The sequence below is a fragment of the Burkholderia sp. Tr-862 genome (assembly GCF_011753085.1).
Taxonomy (GTDB): Bacteria; Pseudomonadota; Gammaproteobacteria; order Burkholderiales; family Burkholderiaceae; genus Burkholderia; species Burkholderia ambifaria.
In genome coordinates this window covers 12,091-32,548 of the sequence record NZ_VWWG01000005.1, presented here as the reverse complement: position 1 = coordinate 32,548, position 20,458 = coordinate 12,091, and the positions used below count along the sequence as shown (strand labels likewise).

Here is a 20,458-nt window from a genome sequence, read left to right as displayed (position 1 = left end):
CATCCGCCGGCCGGTTCGACGAACCTGCCGGCCTTTTTCACTTCCGGCGGCCCTGCGCGCCGCCATTTCCGACAACAGGCACCTCCATGAACGACATCGTGCTGGCCATGCGCGCGCGTGGCATCAAGTCCTCCGCAGTGCGCGAGCTGCTGGAATTCAGCAAGAATCCGGACGTGATCTCGCTGGCCGGCGGCATCCCCGCTTCCGACCTGTTCGACATGGACGGCATCGACGACGCACTCGGCGCCATCCTGCGCGACGAGCACCGCGACCTCTTCCAGTATGGCCTCACCGAAGGTGAATCGGGCTTGCGCCAACAGATCAGCAACTGGGCCGGCACGCTCGGCATACCGGCTTCGCCGGAATCGATGCTGATCACGTCCGGATCGCAGCAGGGGCTCGATCTCGTTGCGCGCGTCCTGTTCGACCAGGGCGACCGCGTACTCGTCGAACGGCCGACCTATGTCGCCGCACTGCAGGTATTCCAGTTCATCGGCGCCCGGATCGACGGCATCAACGGCGGCCCGGACGGGCTCGATCTCGATCAGGTCGAACGCGAACTCAAGCGCGGCGGCGTCAAGGCGATCTACCTGACGCCGAATTTCGCGAATCCGACCGGCTACACGATGCCGCTCACGCAGCGTGTCCGCCTGGTCGAACTCGCGCAGCGTCACGGCTGCGCGATCATCGAGGACGACCCCTACGGCCAGTTGCGCTTCAGCGGTGCAGCGATCCCGAGCCTGCTGTCGATCGCTTCGCAGCAACCGGGCGGCAACCGCACCGTGTGCTACCTGTCCACCTTGTCGAAGGTCTTCTCGCCCGGCGTGCGGGTCGGATGGATCGTGCCGCCCTCGGCACTGCGGCCGCCGATGGCCGTCGCCAAGCAGGCATTCGATCTGCACACGTCGACGCTGACGCAGAACATCGTCGCGCGTTATCTCGCGTCGGGCCGCCTGGCGTCGCGCATCGAAGTGCTGCGGACCGCCTACCGCACGAGACGCGATGCGCTGACGAAGGCATTGCGCGACGCATTCGGCAACGACCTGTCGTTCAACGAACCCGAAGGCGGGATGTTCCTGTGGTGCCGCTTCGCGCGGCAAGTTCCGGCTGAAAAGGTGCTCGAAGCGGCCATCCGCGAAAAGGTCGTGTTCGTGCCCGGCAACGCATTCTATGCATCCGATCCGGAGCGCGACACGCTGCGCGTGTCGTACTCGATGCTGGGAGAACAGAGTGCCGAAGAGGCCGCTCGCCGGTTGAAGCGTGCGTGGGACGCCGTCGTTCGCGGTTGACGAAGTCGACGCTGTCGCGGCGTGGCGCGGCGCGCATCCGGATACGCTTCACGGTGCGCGCCGCCCCGTCACTTGCCGACGATCTGCATCGCCGGGGCCGAGCGCGAATGCGCGCGCAGCGTAAGCCGGACGAGCGGCGCGGTCAGCGCCGTCGTCACCAGCGCGAATATGACGAGGATCGTATAGACGCGGGTCGGAAGAATCTGCATCTGCAGCCCGATCGATAGCACGATCAGTTCCATCAATCCGCGCGTATTCATCAACGAGCCGACCAGCATCGCATCGCGCGGCGCAAGCCCCGTCACGCGCGCACCGACGTAGCTGCCGCCGAACTTGCCCGCGAACCCGCCGGCGAGAAACACGCCGAACCACAACCATGAAGACGCATCGTCGATCATCCCGATCGACGCGTGCAACCCGGCGTACGCGAAGAACACCGGCATCAGCACGAGCTTCACGAAGCCCTCGACATTCTCGCGCCACTCCACGTCCAGCCCCGGCACGCGACGCACGAACAGCGCCGCCGACAGCGCCCCGAATGCGCTATGGAAACCGATCAGCGACGTTGCGACCGCCGACGCCAGCACGAAGCAGAACAACACCACGAGCCGGTCGCGCGTCGCGTGCGCCGTTTGCGCCAACCGCATGAGCAGCGGGCGAACGACGAAGCGCGCCAGCAACGCACTCAGCGCCAGAAACACGAGCAAGCTGGCGAGCATGCGCGCGAAGGCCCAGCCGGGCCCGTTCGACAGCGACGCGATCGTCGCCAGCAACATCCAGCCGAGCGCATCCGTCAGCATCGCCGCGGACATCGCGTGCCGCGCGCCGCTCATCGCGCTGAGCCTCAGATCGTCGACGATGCGCGCCATGACCGGCACAGCCGACACCGCGAGCGCGACCCCGCAGAAGAGCACGTACGGCAGCCACGGTGCATCGATCGCAAGCGTGTCCTTCGACACGATCGCGATGACCATGCCGATCGCGGCCGGTATGCACAAGCCACCGATCGCGACGGCGACGGGCACGCGCCACCGGCCGCCGCGCAACGTGACGCCGAATTCCATGTGCAGCCCGAGCTGGAACATCAGCAACACCAGGCCGATCTCACCGACCTGCGCCATCGCCGACGGCGCGTGCGCGCCGAACAGCACATCGTAGAAATCCGGTGCGATCGCGCCGAACAGCGAAGGGCCGAGCAGGAGCCCGGCCGCGATTTCACCGACGACCGCACATTGGCCGAGCCGCTCGGCAACACGGCCGCAGACGTTGCAGCACGCGATCACGAGCATGAGTTGCAGCAACCAGATAGTCATGGAATGCCTCGGGAAAAATCGACTGGCGGAAACGGGGAAGCGGCGCAAAGCCGAAGTGTGGTCGAACGCGGTCGCAATGCGCGCAGTACGCACACGTCGCGATGCCGTCAACCGAATCTCGGCATCGATCCTATAGTGCGGCTACGCGCAGCGATACTGGAAGGACCTACAGGCGGGCGGCATCCGGAGAGAGCCGCATCTGAAGCACGCGCTCAGGCCGCGCGATCGGCCGCACCGGACAACATGCCGTCGCCAACGGACGGCGCGTCGAGAAAACCGTTTCGAATGAAGTTCGCCATTTCCTCGACCAGCGGCGTCGTGCCGGATGGCGGCAGATGCAGGGTCACGGCGAAATCCTGCAACGTGGGCAAACCCTGCGCCGGCCGCAGCATCTGCAGATCGGCAGGGACCGTCGACGCGAGCCATGCGGTCACCGCCATGTCCATTCGGACGGTCGCCTTCGTCGCCTCGATGTCGCCGTTTTCGAACACCGTCCGCCACGCGATCTCGTGCTGCGTCAACGCGTCGAACAATGCCGGGCGGAACACGCACGCGTCGCTGACGATCGACACCGCCAGCGGCCGCTTCAGGTGCGCGCTGCCGCCGACCGCGCCGACCCACGCGAGCGGCTCGATCCGCAGGCGCTCCCCGCCCGGCTCGCTCGCCGGCTGCTCGATCACCGCGATATCGACTCTTCCATCGAGCAGCGCGGCCGACAGTTCGACCGACGCAAGGTTGACGAGCACGATCTCGACGTGCGGATAGTGGTGAGCAAACGCCTTGAATATGCCGGCGAGATAGGTGCCGACCAGATCGGACGGCGCCCCGACGCGCAGCACGCCGGCAAATACCGGCTCGCTCATGTCGTCCCAGATGCGGTCGTTGAGCCGCACGAGCTGCTCTGCCCGCTCGAGCAGACGTTCGCCCGCGGCAGTGAGTTTCAGTCGCCCCTGCGAGCGATCGAACAGCCGCTGGCCAAAGCACTCCTCGAGCCGCTTGATCTGCTGGCTGATTGCGCCCTGGGTCAGATGCAGCGCGTGCGCCGCCGCCGTCATGGTCGAGCGACGCGAAACGGTGACAAATGTGCGTAACAGACTCGTATCGAGATTGCGGGGCATGGGGGCAAATAGAGTATTAGCAACGCTAATAGGCTCATTATAAACATTCCATACCCTAGCTTGCGAAAGACTTTTAGAGTTTGTCAGGCACCCGATCCAGTTTGCGCCAAGACGGATTCCAAAGCCGCCCAGCTCTTCATACGAGGTTGTCCAACCATGTCCCAGACGCTGTTCTCCCTGATCGTGTTCGTCATCGTCGCCACCATCACGCCGGGCGGCGCGACCACGCTGGCGACGGCGTCGGGCACGCAGTTCGGGTTCAGGCGCAGCGTGCCGCTGCTCGGCGGCATCGCGCTCGGCCTCGCATCGCTCGCGGCCATCGCGGCGGCCGGGCTGGCCGGGCTGCTGCACGCGGTGCCGGCGCTGCAACTGATCATGAAAGTGCTGGGCTCCGCCTACCTTCTGTGGCTCGCGTGGAAAATCGCGTCGAGCGGCGCGCCCAAGAGTCACGTGAATGCATCGCAAACGCCAACCAGCTTCATCGGTGGCGCGCTGCTGCTGTGGCTCAATCCGAAAGGATGGACGATGGCGCTCGGCGCGGCCGCGTCGTTCGCGGCGCTGACGCCCGACCCGATGCACCTCGCCGTGATACTCGGTATTGCATTCGGCATCGCAGCGATCTTCTCCCTCGTGCTGTGGTGTACGGCCGGCGTGCTGCTCGGCCGCACGCTGCGGACCGACCGTCATTGGCGCATCGCAAACGTTACGCTGGGGCTCCTGCTCGCGCTTTCGATCGTTCCCATCTGGATCGACTGATCGTGCAGGCATGCCGTACCGCATGAAAGAAGCGACGTGCGCGCAGCCGACGAGATGCGCGTAGCCAACAAGAACAAGCGGCGGTTCGTCGTACCACGCCGTCGACAACGCTCGACTACACCACGATCGAGCGCTTCGCTGGAGATTCGATTCGACGCTTGACGGATCGTCTGCCGGCCGGACGCCGGCGGGGTCGTCGCCGTGCATCGACGACACAACCGGGTCTGCATGACGCACGTGCGGGGAATCCGTGCGTGCAGCCGGCGAAAGCATTCTTGAAACACTTCAGGCGCCGGGGCCAGCGCGCCATTCAAAACAACAAACACAACAGCATCCGGCCGGAACCGGGTGCATCACGTCGGTGGCACTCGAATGGCTTCGCGCTTCTTCCCCGACTAATTCAGCCAGTCGATATCAACACACCGCAGAAACCTCCGAGATCAATGTGTTGCGCGAGGGCTCGAGCTTCCCGGCTCCATGCGCAGCGAACATGTCGTCCGCGCACGCGGCCTGGTCATCGACCGCGTGCGTTTGACACTACACGCTATTTGGAGATTGTTGTGGATGCATGGAGAGAAGACGTCATGACGACGTTGTCGCGCGCGCTGAGCTTCGATGATGTATTCGAAATCGTTGCCGCACAGGCACGCGCGCTCGATTTTGAAATGTGCGCCTATGGCGCACGCGACCCCTTACCCGTGACCCGGCCCACGTTCCGTACACGCAATACCTATCCCGAATCCTGGCAACAGCGCTACCTCGAGGGAAATTATTTCGCACGCGACCCCGTCGTCCGTTACGGGCTGATCTATACGTCCCCCCTTGTATGGCCCGTCGACGCACGCGCCGATGAGCCATTCTGGGAAGAAGCGAAGGCGCATGGTGTTGCGCACGGCTGGTCCCAGCCCATCCGCGACAAGCACGGGCGCATCGCGATGTGGAGCGTCGCGCGCAGCGCCGACCCCATTTCAGATCAGGAACTCGCCGCCACGGAAAGCCGGCTGATCTATCTGGCGCACGCCGCTCACGCGGTGAATTCGCGCCTGGTTGACGCGCCCGCGGGCGCGATGCAAATGGGCCCATTCACCACGCGCGAAAAGGAAGTGCTGAAATGGGCCGCTGACGGGAAGACCGCGCTGGAAATCGCTTCCATTCTTTCCATATCGGAGCGAACCATCACCTTCCACATGCAGAACATCATGGAGAAACTCAACTCGGTCAACAAGACACAAGCGATCGTCAAGGCCGTGTTGCTCGGCATCATCTACTAATCACAAACGGCGCGAATCGGCCTCCCGTACCGGTTGCCGTCACAACGGCATGCGTGCCTGAAGCGCGTGCATGCACGCTATAGGTCCAGCCGCATGCGGAACCCGTCCGCCGTCCCGGTGTCCGGCCTCATGCCGGCACCGGCCATGCCAAACGCATACGCGCCGTGCTCCGCACACTGTCCTCAGCGCGCCTCGCGCCCCCGCATCGACGATTCAACCGGCCGTCAAAGTCCATCACGCACGTGATCGAGCAGCGCCTGCAGCGGATGGCGCACCTGCCGCGCGGACATGCGCTTCACCTGGCTGCGGCACGAATATCCGGTCGCCAGCGCTTCGCCCTGCGCTTGCGGCGCATCGACATGCGCGGCCCACGATTGCGCATAGATCGTCTTCGATGTCTGCAGGTTGCGCGCCTCGTGCCCGTAGGTCCCCGACATCCCGCAGCATCCCGTCGCCTGCACCGCCAGGCGCAGCCCGCGGCGCGCGAACACTTGCGCCCACTGCTTGCCGCTGTCCGGCGCGTTGGTCTTCTCCGTGCAATGCGGCAGCAACCGGTACGCTGCCGATCGATCGCCTGCACCTGCGTCCGCGCCGGCTTCCGGCAGCGCGTGCAGCAGCCACTCCTGCGGCAGCGCGACCTTCGGCACGTCGGCCAGCCCCGTCACCTTCAGGTATTCCTGCCGATAGGTGAGCGTCATCGCCGGATCGAGGCCGACGAGCGTGACACCCGAGCGCGCGAGCGCGGCCAGTTGCGTCGCGTTGCGAATCGCCGCCTTCTCGAACGCGCGAAGAAAGCCCTGCACATGCAGCGCCTTGCCGTTCGGCGCGAGCGGCGCCAGCCACACCTGGAAGCCGATGCGCGCGGCCAGCTCGATCAGCGTCGCCAGCTGCTCGGTGTCGAAATAGCGCGTGAACGTGTCCTGCACGATGACGACGCTGCGCACGCGCTGCGCGTCGCTCAGCGCGGCGAGCGCGTGCGGATCGGCCGGCCGCACGTTCCACTGCCGGATCACGGCCGCGAGATCGAAGCGGCTCAAGAGCGGGCTGTCGACCATGCCGACGTGCCGCTCGAGCAGCGTGCGCACCCAGCCGGCGCGCATCAGCCCGTTGTACAGCGCCGGCACGCGCGCCATCCACGGCATCGTGAATTCGAGCGAGCCGATCAGGTAGTCGCGCACCGGCCGCAGGTAGCGCTGGTGATACAGCTCGAGAAAGCGCGAGCGGAACTCGGGCACGTTGACCTTGACCGGGCACTGACCCGCGCACGATTTGCACGCGAGGCAGCCGGCCATCGCGTCATACACCTCGTGCGAGAAGTCGGCTTCACCGTTGCGCGCGGCGCGGCTGTTGCGCCAGCGGGCCGCGAGACCGCGCAGGAACGGCTGCCGCGCACGCGCCGCCGCGACGACGTCGATGCCGGCCTGTCCTTGCAGGCGCAACCATTCGCGCATCAGCGACGCGCGCCCCTTCGGCGACTGCACCCGTTCGCGCGTCGCCTTCCACGACGGGCACATCGCGTCGTCCGGATCGAAGTTGTAGCACGCGCCGTTGCCGTTGCAGTGCATCGCCGTGCCGTAGCTCTGCCATACGCGCTCGTCGATCTGCCGGTCGTGGTCGCCGCGCGTAGGCACCTCGTCGATCTTCAGCAGCCGCAGCGTGTTGTCCGGCGGCGTCGCGATCTTGCCCGGGTTGAACTGGTTGTGCGGATCGAACGCGGCCTTCAGTTGCTGCAGCGACGGATACAGCTCGCCGAAGAACGCCGGCACATATTCGGAGCGCACGCCCTTGCCATGCTCTCCCCATAACAGGCCACCATGCCGCTGCGTGAGTTCGGCCACCGCGTCCGACACCGGCCGCACCAGCGCGGCCTGCTTCGGGTCCTTCATGTCGAGCGCCGGGCGCACATGCAGCACACCCGCGTCGACGTGGCCGAACATCCCGTACTGCAGCCCGTGACCGTCGAGCAGCGCGCGGAATTCGGCGATATACGCGGCCAGGTTCTCGGGCGGCACCGCGGTGTCCTCGACGAACGGCTGCGGGCGCGCCTCGCCCTGCACGTTGCCGAGCAGGCCGACCGCGCGCTTGCGCATCGCGTACACGCGCTTGACCGCCTCGTCACCGGTCGCGAGCGTGTGGCCCAGGCGCTCGACGCTCGTATCGGTGCGCAGATGCTCGACGAACGCACGCACGCGCGCATCGACGTCCTGCGCATCGTCGCCGCTGAATTCGATCAGGTTGATGCCGAGCGTCGGACGCGCTTCGTCCTGCGGGAAATACTCGGCCACGCTGCTCCACACGAAATCCTTCATCGCGAGCATCAGCACCTTCGAGTCGACCGTCTCGATCGACAGCGGCTTGAGTTCGAGCAGCGCACGCGCATCGCGTAGCGCGTCCATGAAGCCGGCGTAGCGCACGTTCACCAGCACCGAAACCTTCGGGATCGGCAGCACGTTCAGCTTCGCCTCGACGACGAAGCCGAGCGAGCCTTCGGCGCCGCACAGCACGCTGTTCAGGTTGAAGCGGCCGTCCGGTTCGCGCAGGTGCGCGAGATCGTAGCCGGTCAGGCAGCGATTGAGCTTCGGAAACTTCGCGTCGATCAACGCGGCTTTGTCGTCGCTGATGCGGCGCGCGGTGCGATAAACCTTGCCGACCCGGTCCTGCCGCGCGCAGCGGCGTTCCAGCTCGTCGTCCGCGAGCGCGTCGCTGTGCAGCTGCTCGCCGCCCATCAGCACGAAGTCGAGCGCCAGCACGTGGTCGCGCGTCTTGCCGTACGTGCAGCTGCCTTGCCCGCTCGCATCGGTGTTGATCATCCCGCCGACCGTCGCGCGGTTCGACGTCGACAGCTCCGGCGCGAAAAAGAGGCCATGCGGCTTCAGCGCGGCATTGAGCTGGTCCTTGACGACGCCTGCCTGCACGCGCACCCAGCGCTCGTCGGCGTTGATTTCGAGGATCCGGTTCATGTTGCGCGACAGGTCCACGACCACCCCATCGGTCAGCGACTGCCCGTTGGTGCCGGTGCCGCCGCCGCGCGCCGCCACCGCGACGTCGCGGTGCGCCGGCTCGGCCAGCAGCCGCGCGACGAGCCGCACGTCCTCCGCATGCGCGGGACAGATCACCGCCTGCGGCAGACGCTGGTAGATCGAGTTGTCGGTCGCCTGCACGGTCCGGTTCGCATGGTCCGCGCGGATTTCACCGGCGAATCCGGCGGCCTGGAGGGCGGCGAGAAAGTCGCGGTAACGGCCCTCGGGCGGGCTGACGGGACGGGGCAACGGAGCGATCGACATGGGATGAAAGCGCGAGGTGGATGAGGCCGGTGCGCTGTCTCGATCAGAAACATGAGTTTTGAGCAAGATTCCACGCGACGCGGAAATCCAGTATCTTGCGAATCAGCATGAGAAACAAACGAATTCTCCCCCTGCAAAACTTGCATAAAACTCATGAATTACCGTCGCCTTACCCCGTCCATGTCGCTGTTGCTGGTGTTCGAGGCAGCCGCGCGCCACGAAAGCTACACGCGCGCCGCCGACGAGCTGTCGTTGAGCCAGAGCGCGATCAGCCGGCAGGTGCAAACGCTCGAGGACCAGCTCGGCGTGCCGCTGTTCCGGCGTGAGGGCCGCTCCGTGAAGCTGACGGAAGTCGGGCGGCGCTACTTCGTCGAGCTGAGCGGCGCGCTCGGGCGCATCCGCGGCGCGACGCTGCAGGCGATGTCGCACCAGGCCGGCGCCGGCACGCTGCGGCTCGCGACCTTGCCGACCTTCGGCTCGAAATGGCTGTTGCCGCACCTGCACGACTTCTATGCCGCGCATCCGGGCGTGACCGTGCACCTGCATTCGCGGATCGGCGGCATCGACTTCCATACCGACGATCTCGACGCGGCCATCACCGTCGGCGCGGGCGACTGGCCCGGCCTGCACGCGCACCGGCTGTACAACGAGTTCCTGATCGCGATCGCGAGCCCCGACGCGGCCGGGCGCCGCAAGGCCGGCCCGCGCGCGCCGGCATGGGCGGTCGGGCAGACGCTGCTGGGCGTGACGAGCAATCAGCACGCGTGGGCGGAATGGTTCTCGCACTTCGGCCTCGATCATCGCGAGATGCGGATCGGCCCGAGCTTCGAGCTGACGTCGCACCTGATCCAGGCCGTGCGGGCCGGCATGGGGATCGGCCTCGTGCCGAAAGTGCTGGTCGAAGACGAACTGAGCCGCAACGAGCTCGTGTCGATCGGCGACGCGATCACCAGCCAGCGCAGCTACTACCTGGTGTACCCGCCGGAAAACGACACGCTGCCGTCGCTGGTGGCGTTTCGGGAGTGGCTGCTGAAGTCGTGCTGACGCATCGGCAGACGAACAGCGCGATCACGCGCGCCATTCATCGAGAATCTGCTCCGCCAGGTAGTCGCACGGCGGCCGCGCGGACTGCGCGCTGCGCGCCAGCACGACCTCGAGTTCGCCGAGCGGCGGCAGCCCGTGGCTTTCCGAAAGCTGCACGAGATGATCGGGAATGCAGCAGCGCGCGAGCGGCGCGACCGCGAGTCCGGCCTCCACCATGCTCAGCAGCCCGAGGTGGCTCGGGCTTTCGTAAGACATCCGGTACGGGATCTTCTGCCGGTTCAGCGCCTTGACCGCATGATCGCGCGCCATGCTGCCGCCGTGCGTGAAGAACGCGACCGGCAGCGGCCGCTCCTCCCATACGTTCCGCTTGGGTGAGCCGACCCAGACGAGCGGCTCCATCCGGATCAGCTCGCCGGTCACGCCCTTGATGCGCGTGAGGCACGCGAGGTCGACCGTGCTGTCCTTCAGCATCGGCACGAGCGCGCTGCTCGGCTGGCCGATCACGCGCACTTCGACCCGCGGATGCATCGCCGCGAACTTGCCGAGCACCTGCGGCAGCAGCGACGAGATGTAGTCGTCGGGCACGCCGATTGTCACGCGACCGCGGATCTCCGGCCGCACGACCGACGCCCACGCCTCGTCGCGCATCGCCAGCATCCGGCGGCCGTATTCGGCGAGCACGCGGCCGTCGTCGGTGGCCGTGACGTTGCGCGTATCGCGGATGAACAGCGGCTTGCCGAGCGCGTCTTCCAGCGCCTTGATCTGCATGCTCACCGCCGACGGCGACCGGTGCACGGCCTGCGCGCCCTGCGCGAACGATCCGGATTCCGCGACGGCCACCACCATCGCGAGCACATCGAGGTCGAGCTTTTTCATGTCGATTCAGAAAAACTGATTAATCGATTCAGTTTATCCCGTTTTACTGTCTGCCTCCATGGTCGGACAATGAATCCCGTCAGCACTCATTCGATACAGGAAGCGAACAACATGCATACGTCCGGATCGCTCTACGGGTTTCTTGTCATTGGCGGCATGCTCGCGGTCACGCCGGGGCCGAACATGGTCTACGTGATGTCGCGCTCGATCGCGCAGGGGCGTGCGGCCGGGCTCATTTCGCTCTCCGGCGTGATGATCGGCTACCTGTTCTACATGTTCGGCGCGGCGTTCGGCATCACGACGCTGTTCATGAGCGTGCCCTATGCGGGCACCGTGCTCGGCGTCGTGGGCGCCGCCTATCTGCTCTACCTCGCGTGGCAGGCCGTGCGGCCCGGCGGCCGTTCGCCGTTCGAGGTGCGGGCGCTGCCGAACGAGCAGCCGCTGCGGCTGCTCGCGATGGGCGCGACCACCAGCGTGCTGAATCCGAAACTCGCGATGCTGTTCGTGTCGCTGCTGCCGCAGTTCATCGATTACCGGCAGGGCAGCGTGTTCGGCCAGTCGCTGTTTCTCGGTTCGTTGTTGATCGCGGCGTTCGCTTGCGCGAACGGGCTGGTCGCGATCTGCTCGAGCAGCATCGCGAAGTACCTGCACGCTCGCCCGACGCTGCTGCTCGCGCAGCGCTGGGTGATGGGCCTCATCCTCGGCGGTCTCGGCGTGCAGATGGTCGTCGATGCATCGAAGATGGCGGGCGTGGCTTGATTCGGCAATCGCACTATCGAACGAATGCCGTTCGGCGCAGCGCGCGGAAACTCGCGCGCAGTTCTTCCGACAGCGCCTGAGGCTGTTCCCAGGCCGGAAAGTGGCCGCCCCTGGGCAAACGGCTGTAGTGGATCAGCCTCGGATACGCGTTCACCGTCCAACGTTTGGGCGCCGCATATTGGCATACACGCTCCTGTTTGGCAGGTGATCTACATCTGCACTACTGATTGGTTTGCATCCGTGGGAACCGCGCGCCAGCGCGCCTGCTTCATGCGAGATAGCCGGAAATGCCGTCCCACAACAGTTTCACCGCGGTCACCGCCAGCAATCCGTAACAGATCCGGTAGATCAGGCGTTGATCCAGTTTGCCGTGAAGACGCCAGCCGGACATCACGCCGGCCGGAATGGCGAGCAGGCACACGGCCATCAATGCCCAGACGTTCGCGGTCGGCCTCACGATCAGCATCCACGGCACCGCTTTGATCGCATTGCCCACGGTGAAGAACATGCTCGTCGTTCCGGCGTACATCTCCTTGCTGAGGCCGAGCGGCAGCAGATACATCGCGAGCGGCGGGCCGCCCGAATGCGCGACCATCGTCGTGACGCCCGACGCAAGGCCGGCCGTGACGGCCTTCGGCGACGAACGCGGACGAACCGTCAGTGCCGCGCCGCCCCTCACCCACAGGCCGACGAAGATCAGCGTGACCACCGCCATCAGAAGCTCGATGGCGCGATGGTCGAGGAAGCGGAATGCCAGATAGCCGAAGCCGATGCCGGTCACCAGCCCCGGCAGGAGCAGCACGAGGTCCGGCTTCGACCAGGTCGACGGCTTCCAGTAGCGCAGCGCGAACAGGTCCATTGCGATGAACAACGGCGCGAGCAGACCGCCGGCAGTCACCGGGTCCATCACGAGCGACAGCAGCGGAATGCCGATGATCGCGAACCCGCCGCCAAACGCGCCGCGCATGAACGCGATCACGAACACGCCGGCGAACGCGATCAGGATCGTGGTCAGCGTCAACTCCAGGCCCATTGCGGCCGGCGCGGCCATCATGATTTTCTCGCCGGTTCGAACGACGGAGTGGCGGACAACCGCGAAGCGGGTCGCGCCCGCGTCGTCGCCGCACGGTGGATCAGGGCTGCATGCATGCTGCTTCTCCATTGGGTGTGCCGGGGCGATGCCGTGCGCAAGCGCACTGCCGGCCGCATGGGCCGCGCTGGCATTTCAGCCCCGGTACAATCGACTTGATGAAAGCAGAATGCACCGCCGCAACACTCAGTGCAATCAAAACATTGACCTCAGTGCAATAATCATTGTCATCGGTGCAATCCATGTCGAAATCCGAGTATCTGCAGTTGGCCGACGCGATCGCCGCCCAGATTGCGGACGGCACGCTCAGGCCGGGCGAGCGCCTGCCTCCGCAGCGCCGTTTCGCCGACCAGCATGCAATCGCCGCATCGACGGCCGGCCGCGTCTACACGGAACTGTTACGCCGTGGGCTGGTGGTGGGCGAGGTCGGCCGGGGCACCTTCGTCTCGGGTGAGACGCGGCGCGGCGCGGCAGCGCCGGGCGAGCCGCGTGGGGTGCGGATCGATCTCGAGTTCAATTACCCGACCGTTCCGGATCAGACCGCGTTGATCGCGAGAAGTCTGAGCGGATTGCACCGACCTGCGGAGCTCGACGCCGCGTTGCGCGAGGCGACGAGTACCGGAACCGCGGCCATCCGAAGCGTCGCCGCCGCGTATCTGGCGCAGCCCGAATGGTCGCCGTCGCCGGAACAGCTCGTGTTTACCGGCAACGGGCGGCAAAGCATCGCCGCGGCCGTTGCGGCAGTCGTGCCGACGGGCGGGCGCTGCGGCGTGGAGGCCCTGACCTACCCGTTCATCAAGGGCATCGCCGCCAAGCTGGGGATCACGCTGGTGCCGCTGGCGATGGACGAAGACGGCGTGCGGCCCGACGCCGTGCAAAAGGCACACCGCGAGGCCCGGCTCTCGGCGATCTACATTCAGCCGGCCATCCAGAATCCGCTGGGCACGACGATGAACGCCGCGCGCCGCGCCGATCTGCTACGCGTGCTCGACAAGCTCGACATTCCGGTCATCGAGGACAACGTGTACGGGTTTCTCGACGACGAGCCGCCGCTGGCCGCGCTCGCGCCGGACGCCTGCATCGTGATCGACAGCCTGTCCAAGAAGGTCACGCCCGGCCTGACCCTGGGCTTCATCGTGCCGCCGCCGCGGCTGCGCGAAAGCGTGATGGCCTCGGTGCGCTCGGGCGGATGGACCGCGTCGGGATTCGCGTTCGCGGCCGCGCAGCGATTGATGCGCGACGGCACCGTGGCCGAGCTGGCGAGACTGAAGCGCGTCGATGCGAGCGCGCGTCAGGCACTGGCGATCGAGCGTCTGGCGGGTTTCGATATCCGGACCAACGGCAAGTGCTATCACCTGTGGCTGACGTTGCCGGCGCACTGGCGTTCGCAGGCCCTCGTCGCAGCCGCGGCCAGGCGCGACATCGGGCTGACGCCGTCGACCACCTTCGCCGTGTCGGCCGGCCATGCGCCGAACGCGGTCAGGCTCGCGCTGGCGGCGCCGACCATGGATCAGCTCGATGCCGGCCTGCGCACGCTGACCGCGATGCTGAACGGCCGGGAGGACGATTTCGACCTGACCGAGTGAGCGGCGCGCGGAGGCGCCGGCTCGCGCGCCCGCCCGGCTCGGCATCCGGACAGAGATCGAACCGTCAACGCGAGCCGGCGCGCATCACGCGGCAACCGCCTGCCGCCGCGCTTCGAGTTCGCGCACGAGCGGCAGCACGCGCTGGCCGAAATACTCGACCTCCTCGATGAAATGCAGGAACCCGGCGAGCACGAGATCGACGCCGATCGCCTTCAGCGCGACGATCCGCTCGGCGATCTGTTGCGGCGTGCCGATCAGGTTCGTGCGGAAGCCGTCGTTGTACTGCACGAGATCCTCGAACGTGGATTTCGCCCAGTTGCCCTCGCCTTCCGGCGATGCGCTGCCGGCCTGTTTCACTGCATCGCCGAACGCGTGCACGGCCTCGACGTGCGCGTGCCGGATGATGTCGTCGAGCACGGCACGCGCCTCTTCCTCGGTGTCGCGCGCGATCACGAACGCATTGACGCCGATCCGCACGCGATGGTTGTTCGCCGCGGCCTTCGCGCGAATGTCGTCGATCTGCGCCTTCAGGTTCTCCGGTGTATTGCCGTTCGTGAAGTACCAGTCCGACACGCTCGCCGCGTTGTCGCGCGCCGCGCGCGAGCTGCCGCCCTGGAAGATCTCCGGATGCGGCTTCTGCACGGGTTTCGGGCTCAGCGTGTAATCGTTGAAGCGGTAGAAGTCGCCCTTGAACGTGAAGTTGTCCTGCGTCCAGATCCCCTTCAGCGCCTGGATGAACTCCTTCGAGCGCCGATAGCGTTCGTCATGCTCGAGCCACGGCTCGCCGATCGCGGTGAATTCGCCCTTGAACCAGCCGCTGACGACGTTGATCGCGATGCGTCCGTTCGAAATATGGTCGATCGTCGCGAGCTGCTTCGCGACCACGGCCGGATGCCACGGCCCCGGCAGGATCGCGGCGAGCACCTTGAGCTTCGTCGTCGCGTGCAGCAGCGCCTGGCTGAACGAGACCGATTCGTGCTGGTATTCGGCGCCGTAGCCGGCCGTGAAACGGATCTGGCTCAGCGCGTAGTCGAAGCCGGCCGCCTCGGCCGTGCGCGCGAGCTTCTGGTTGTATTCGAGACTCCAGTCGGTACGCTGTTCGATGGTGCTGACGACGAGGCCGCCGCTGACGTTCGGCACCCAGTATGCGAATTTGACGCCGTCGGCCGAGGGTTCGTGAATGCTCATGAAAGGTCCTGATGGAAGGGGAAAACGGGTTACGCAGCCACGGCGGCAAGTGCGCGCGGCCGCAGTTGCGGCACCGCACGGTCCACCGCGAGCGCGATGCGGGCGCGCAGCGCGGGGTTCGCGATCTCGTAGCCGTCGAAATCGCTTTCGGCCGCGTACACGCCGATCGGCAGCGTGCGCGCCTGGAAGAAGCTGAACAGCGGCCGCAGTTGGTGGTCGATCACCAGCGCGTGGCGCTCGCTGCCGCCGGTGGCCGCGAGCAGCACCGGCACATCGACCAGCGATTCGTGATGCACGAGGTCGAACAGGTGCTTGAAGAGGCCGGTGTACGACGCGCGATACACGGGGCTCGCGACGATGAGCGCATCGGCCGTCTCGATCGCGCGGATCAGTGCGTCGAGATCGGTCGGTACCTGCGCGCGCTTCAGCGCGCCGGCCAGCCGGTTGCCGATCTCGCCGAGTTCGATCAGCCGCGTGTCGATCGGCAATGCGTCGCCGAGCGCGGCAACGATCGCGTTCGTCAGTGCCAGCGTGCGTGATGGTCGTTGCAGCCCGCCCGACAGGGCGACTACGTTGAGGGTGTTGCTCATGCCATGCGTTCCCGTTGTCGAGCTGCGCGTTGTCGCGCCGATACGGTGCCAGGGTCGCAAGGAGCGTGCCATCGTCGACGGTTGCGCGATCGTCCAATCATCTGCATCACGAAGTTTTCCTCGATCGCCCGCCGGGTATGGGTTCCGCGGCCAATTGAGCAGCCATGGCAAGCGTTCCAGGAAGCGCCTCACATCGATATTCCACAGCGAGATGAACCGGCGGAAACAGCGTTGCTGATGCGCTGCTGCTCAGTCAGCAGTTTTGCGCGCGGCGCGCGTCCGATCGCAGCGGTCAGGCACCGTCGTATCGAACACGATGACGTCGAATCCGCTGTCGCCGCAACGCGCTCGCGCGTCGCTGCATCCTGCGCAGCAATCCCGCTTTCGTTATCAGAAATCGATCCTTCCCGCGCGACGCAAAACACGGAACACTCTGCTGACCAGGCAGCAACCGGACCGCGGCGCCCGTCGGCGCGGGTCCGCCTGTTCGAATGACTCACGCCTTCATCGCCATGACCTCCCTGTTTGCCACGCCGCGTCCGGTCAATCTTCGTATCGTCGCCGCTCAGCCGGACGAATCGCGCACGCGGTCGCGTGGCGCGCCCGTTCTCGCCGGCTCGGCACATCACGCGGCGGATCGCACCCGTGCGCACGTGTTCGTCGATCCGCGTTCGCTCGCGCTGCTCGAACGCGTGCGGCGCGTCGCGCCGAGCGACGCGAACGTGCTGATCGCCGGCGAGACCGGCACCGGCAAGGAATTGATCGCGCGCCACGTGCACGACGTCAGCCATCGCGGCGACGGGCCGTTCGTCGCCGTGAACTGCGGCGCGCTCTCCGACACGCTCGTCGACAGCGAACTGTTCGGTCACGAGAAAGGCGCATTCACGGGCGCGGTCGGCGCGAAGCCCGGCTGGTTCGAAGCCGCGAACGGCGGCACGCTGTTTCTCGACGAGATCGGCGACCTGCCGCTGCCGATGCAGGTCAAGCTGCTGCGCGTGCTGCAGGAGCGCGAGGTCGTGCGGCTCGGCTCGCGCGCGAGCATCCCGATCGACGTGCGCGTGGTGGCCGCGACCAACGTCGACCTGGAGCAGGCGGTGGCAGCCGGACGGTTTCGCGGCGACCTGTTCTACCGGCTCAATGTCGTGCGGCTCGACGTGCCGACGCTGCGCGAACGTCCTGGCGACATCGTGCCGCTCGCGCGCCACTTCCTCGACACATACCGCGGCCGCCTCGGCCACGGGCCGCGCAGCATCGATCCGCGCGCGGCGCGCCGGCTCGAAGCGCATCCGTGGCCCGGCAACATCCGCGAACTGGAGAACGCGATGCATCACGCGGTGCTGGTGAGTCGTCACGATGCGTTGCAGGACACCGACCTGAACCTGACGTCGTCATGCGCACCGGCCGCGGGCGCGCGGGAAGCGGCGAGTCGTGTGCCCGCTCAGGAAGCGCTCGAACTGGCGCTGTGCGCGCTGTTCGACGACGCGCACGAGAACCTGTTCGAGCGTATCGAGGACACCGTGATGCGCGTGGCGTTCGACTTCAGCCACCGCAACCAGATCCAGGCCGCACGACTGCTTGGGATCAGCCGCAATGTGCTGCGAGCGCGGCTGATACGCGCGAAGGCGATCGCGGCGGTCAAGTAAGAGGAAGCGTGCGGCGACACGCAGTGCCGCGCTTTCGCGAGCGGCGAGTGCTCGTGCCGAGCCCGCCGCGATCCGCGTGCGTCGTCGACCGACGCAAGCGAGGCGGCGCGCGAAGCCGCCACGGCGAGCGACAGTCAGCGAACCGAGCGGCGTCGGGCCGAGTCCCGGCATCAAGCCGCCGAGCAGGCCCACCCCGCCCGAATCGCTCGTCCCGCCATTCGCCGGCCCGTTCCGCACGGCCGTGACCGAAGCGCCAACCAGGCTCACGACGAGCCCGGGAATCGGCGCGACGCTGTTATCGTTACATTCGTGCTACGAATGCATCGCCGTCACCTAACGCCGACTGTGCGGCTCGCCGTTTCAGGTGTGCGTCGCCTATCGTTTACAGCACGCCGCCCGGCCGGCCCCCGCGCGGGTCCGCCGGCCTCCGTCCCACGTCAGGAAACCGTCGCCATGAAAAAGCTCGTGAACCACCCGTCCGATGTCGTGCGCGAAATGCTCGAAGGCATCGCGCGGCAGTCGCCGCATCTCGCGATCCTCGGCGACGAGCACGTGCTCGTCCGCCAGCCGCTGCCCGAGCCGTTGCAGCGCCCCGTCGCGATCCTGTCCGGCGGCGGCAGCGGCCACGAGCCCGCGCACGGCGGCTATGTCGGCGAAGGGATGCTGAGCGCGGCCGTCTGCGGCGAAGTGTTCACGTCGCCGTCGACCGACGCCGTGCTCGCCGCGATCCGCGCGAGCGCCGGCCCGAACGGCGCGCTGCTCGTCGTGAAGAACTACACCGGCGACCGCCTCAATTTCGGGCTGGCCGCCGAGCTCGCCCGCGCCGAGGGCATTCCGGTGGAGACGGTGATCGTCGCCGACGACGTGTCGCTGCGCGGGCGCGTCGAGCGCGGGCAGCGGCGCGGAATCGCGGGCACCGTACTGATCCACAAGCTGGCCGGCGCGGCCGCCGCGCGCGGGCTGCCGCTTGCCCGTGTCGCGGCAATCGCGCGCAACGCGGCGGCCGAACTCGGCACGATGGGCGTCGCGCTCGACGGCTGCACGATCCCCGGCGCCGAGAAATCGGGGTTCAGTCTCGCCGATCACGAGATCGAGCTCGGCCTCGGCATCCACGGCGAGAAAGGCGTCGAACGCACCGCGCCGCTGCCGGCCGATGCGCTCGTCGAGACGCTGCTGTCGAGCATCGTCGCCGATCTCGTGCTCGATCGCGGCGAACGCGTCGCGCTGTTCGTCAACGGTCTCGGCGCGACGCCGGACATGGAACTGGCGATCGTGCTGCGCGCCGCGTACGACAACCTGAGCCGGCGCGGCATCACAGTCGCGCGCGCATGGGCCGGCACGTTCCTGTCCGCGCTGAACATGCCCGGCTGCTCGATCTCGCTGCTGCGGTTGAACGAAGAACGCGCCGCGCTGCTCGACGCGCCGACGCAGGCGCGCGCATGGCCTGGCGGCGGCACGGTCAATGCGCAGATTCATGTGGCCGCGGCGGCCGCGCACGATGAGCCGCTGCCGCCGCTCGATGCGGCCGGTCGCGCGTGGGCCGCGCGGCTGCAGCCGGCGCTGCATGCGGTCGCGCAGGCGTTGATCGACAACGAAGCGACACTGACGGAACTCGACACGGCCGCGGGCGACGGCGATCTCGGCGCAAGCATGCATCGCGCCGCGCAGGCGATCCTCGCGTTGCCGGAAGCCGCGTACGGCACGCCGGCCGGTACGCTCGCGGCGCTGGGCGCCGCGTTGCGCCGCGCGATCGCGGGCAGTTCGGGGCCGTTTTATGCGACCGCGCTGGTGCGCGCGTCGCGACGCCTCGCTACTACCGACGATGCCGACGATACCGCCGAGCCGTCGGCGCGCGACTGGGCCGCGGCGTTCCGCGGCGCGGTGGAGGCGATCAGCGAACTGGGCGGCGCACGCGCCGGCGACCGGACGATGCTCGACGCACTGGTGCCGGCCGCCGATGCGTTCGACCGCGCACTCGACCATGATCGCGACCCCGCGAGCGCATTCGCGGCCGCAGTCGAAGCCGCGGAACACGGTGCGCAGCAGACGGCCGGCATGACACCGCGCGCGGGACGGGCGAGCTATCTCGGCGAACGCGCGATCGGCACGCCGGATGGCGGCGCGGTGGCGGTCGCGTGCTGGTTGCGCGCGTTGCTGCCGCATGTGCGGTAGGCGCCGATTCGGGCGATGCGCCGGCTTCGCGAGCCGGCGTGCCGGGCCGCCGCATCCTCGTCCACGGCACGGGGAGAACCCCGCTCCCCACATCGTCCTGTGACATCCGGCCTCGCTAATCGGCGGGATGACTTTGATCCTCGTCGGCGCCCGCCCGGGCGCATGCTGATAGCGAGGATCCCTCATGCGATACGTGCCATCGCGGACTTCCGTTCCACCGCCGCGTCCGTTCCGGACGAGACGGCTTCCCGCGGCGAGGAGCCGCACTGCCTGCCGCGGGCGATGCGCGTTTCAGGGGTACATCCACTTGCCGCGCAGCGTGACGTCGTTTCGCATGATCCTCGGATGCGGCCACTCGAGTCCCGCACCGCCCAGGATGCCGACGCCGCCCATCAGCACCACGCGCACGGCCATCACCGGTAGCAGGTTTCGCTTGCGCCCGGCAGCGATTAACATCACTGCACTTTCCGTGGATGAGC

16 protein-coding genes and 1 pseudogene are annotated in these 20,458 nt (G+C 67.1%); 8 read left to right on the top strand and 9 right to left on the bottom strand.

Annotated features, from left to right (window positions below):
• The first annotated feature begins 86 nt into the window (after window positions 1-86).
• Entirely contained in the window at window positions 87-1,289 is a 1,203-nt protein-coding gene (locus tag F3J14_RS02870; RefSeq protein WP_166721686.1) for a PLP-dependent aminotransferase family protein, read from the top strand.
• Window positions 1,290-1,357: 68 nt separating this feature from the next.
• On the opposite strand, the gene F3J14_RS02865 is transcribed toward F3J14_RS02870, so the two are convergent.
• Both F3J14_RS02865 and F3J14_RS02860 read right to left on the bottom strand, forming a co-directional pair.
• The gene (locus F3J14_RS02865) at window positions 1,358-2,602 is read right to left on the bottom strand and encodes a cation:proton antiporter (protein ID WP_166721685.1); all 1,245 of its coding nucleotides are present in this window, start codon (window positions 2,600-2,602) and stop codon (window positions 1,358-1,360) included.
• A 212-nt stretch (window positions 2,603-2,814) separates the two neighbouring features.
• Window positions 2,815-3,720, bottom strand: coding sequence for a LysR family transcriptional regulator (locus F3J14_RS02860; RefSeq protein WP_166721684.1), 906 nt, complete (start codon window positions 3,718-3,720; stop codon window positions 2,815-2,817).
• Window positions 3,721-3,876: 156 nt separating this feature from the next.
• Between F3J14_RS02860 and F3J14_RS02855 the strand changes: the two genes are divergently transcribed.
• Window positions 3,877-4,476 (top strand): LysE family translocator, encoded by a 600-nt coding sequence (locus tag F3J14_RS02855; protein ID WP_166721683.1) that lies wholly within the window; start codon window positions 3,877-3,879, stop codon window positions 4,474-4,476.
• A gap of 584 nt (window positions 4,477-5,060) precedes the next feature.
• Complete coding sequence (locus tag F3J14_RS02850) at window positions 5,061-5,747, top strand: autoinducer binding domain-containing protein (protein ID WP_166721682.1); 687 nt, start codon at window positions 5,061-5,063, stop codon at window positions 5,745-5,747.
• A 224-nt stretch (window positions 5,748-5,971) separates the two neighbouring features.
• Here the strand turns inward: F3J14_RS02850 and F3J14_RS02845 are convergent, their stop codons facing one another.
• Window positions 5,972-9,031: an FAD-binding and (Fe-S)-binding domain-containing protein gene (locus F3J14_RS02845; RefSeq protein ID WP_166721681.1), complete on the bottom strand. Its 3,060-nt coding sequence runs from the start codon at window positions 9,029-9,031 to the stop codon at window positions 5,972-5,974.
• A gap of 153 nt (window positions 9,032-9,184) precedes the next feature.
• Between F3J14_RS02845 and F3J14_RS02840 the strand changes: the two genes are divergently transcribed.
• Window positions 9,185-10,075 (top strand): LysR substrate-binding domain-containing protein, encoded by an 891-nt coding sequence (locus F3J14_RS02840; protein ID WP_105830246.1) that lies wholly within the window; start codon window positions 9,185-9,187, stop codon window positions 10,073-10,075.
• A 24-nt stretch (window positions 10,076-10,099) separates the two neighbouring features.
• On the opposite strand, the gene F3J14_RS02835 is transcribed toward F3J14_RS02840, so the two are convergent.
• On the bottom strand, window positions 10,100-10,951 hold the full coding sequence (locus tag F3J14_RS02835) for a LysR substrate-binding domain-containing protein (protein ID WP_166721680.1): 852 nt from the start codon (window positions 10,949-10,951) through the stop codon (window positions 10,100-10,102).
• 111 nt (window positions 10,952-11,062) lie between these two features.
• On the opposite strand from F3J14_RS02835, the gene F3J14_RS02830 reads away from it, so the two are divergent.
• Window positions 11,063-11,710, top strand: coding sequence for a LysE family translocator (locus tag F3J14_RS02830; RefSeq protein ID WP_166721679.1), 648 nt, complete (start codon window positions 11,063-11,065; stop codon window positions 11,708-11,710).
• A gap of 13 nt (window positions 11,711-11,723) precedes the next feature.
• Here the strand turns inward: F3J14_RS02830 and F3J14_RS35530 are convergent.
• Together F3J14_RS35530 and F3J14_RS02825 are read right to left on the bottom strand one after the other, a co-directional pair.
• A pseudogene (locus F3J14_RS35530) lies at window positions 11,724-11,888 on the bottom strand (epoxide hydrolase); the annotation flags it as partial.
• Window positions 11,889-11,978: 90 nt separating this feature from the next.
• The gene (locus tag F3J14_RS02825) at window positions 11,979-12,764 is read right to left on the bottom strand and encodes a sulfite exporter TauE/SafE family protein (RefSeq protein WP_166721678.1); all 786 of its coding nucleotides are present in this window, start codon (window positions 12,762-12,764) and stop codon (window positions 11,979-11,981) included.
• A gap of 278 nt (window positions 12,765-13,042) precedes the next feature.
• Between F3J14_RS02825 and F3J14_RS02820 the strand changes: the two genes are divergently transcribed.
• A complete protein-coding gene (locus F3J14_RS02820; RefSeq protein WP_166721677.1) occupies window positions 13,043-14,386 on the top strand; it encodes a PLP-dependent aminotransferase family protein in 1,344 nt (447 codons plus the stop codon).
• A gap of 84 nt (window positions 14,387-14,470) precedes the next feature.
• Here F3J14_RS02820 and sfnG read toward each other — a convergent pair whose 3' ends face one another.
• A complete protein-coding gene (gene sfnG, locus F3J14_RS02815; RefSeq protein ID WP_105830249.1) occupies window positions 14,471-15,574 on the bottom strand; it encodes a dimethylsulfone monooxygenase SfnG in 1,104 nt (367 codons plus the stop codon).
• Window positions 15,575-15,603: 29 nt separating this feature from the next.
• Complete coding sequence (msuE, locus tag F3J14_RS02810; RefSeq protein ID WP_166721676.1) at window positions 15,604-16,164, bottom strand: FMN reductase; 561 nt, start codon at window positions 16,162-16,164, stop codon at window positions 15,604-15,606.
• A 512-nt stretch (window positions 16,165-16,676) separates the two neighbouring features.
• Here msuE and F3J14_RS02805 point away from each other — a divergent pair.
• Together F3J14_RS02805 and F3J14_RS02800 are read left to right on the top strand one after the other, a co-directional pair.
• On the top strand, window positions 16,677-17,807 hold the full coding sequence (locus tag F3J14_RS02805; RefSeq protein WP_166721675.1) for a sigma 54-interacting transcriptional regulator: 1,131 nt from the start codon (window positions 16,677-16,679) through the stop codon (window positions 17,805-17,807).
• 453 nt (window positions 17,808-18,260) lie between these two features.
• Complete coding sequence (locus tag F3J14_RS02800; RefSeq protein ID WP_166721674.1) at window positions 18,261-19,979, top strand: dihydroxyacetone kinase family protein; 1,719 nt, start codon at window positions 18,261-18,263, stop codon at window positions 19,977-19,979.
• Between the two features lie 291 nt (window positions 19,980-20,270).
• Here the strand turns inward: F3J14_RS02800 and F3J14_RS02795 are convergent, their stop codons facing one another.
• On the bottom strand, window positions 20,271-20,435 hold the full coding sequence (locus F3J14_RS02795) for a hypothetical protein (protein WP_247682105.1): 165 nt from the start codon (window positions 20,433-20,435) through the stop codon (window positions 20,271-20,273).
• Window positions 20,436-20,458 lie beyond the last annotated feature (23 nt).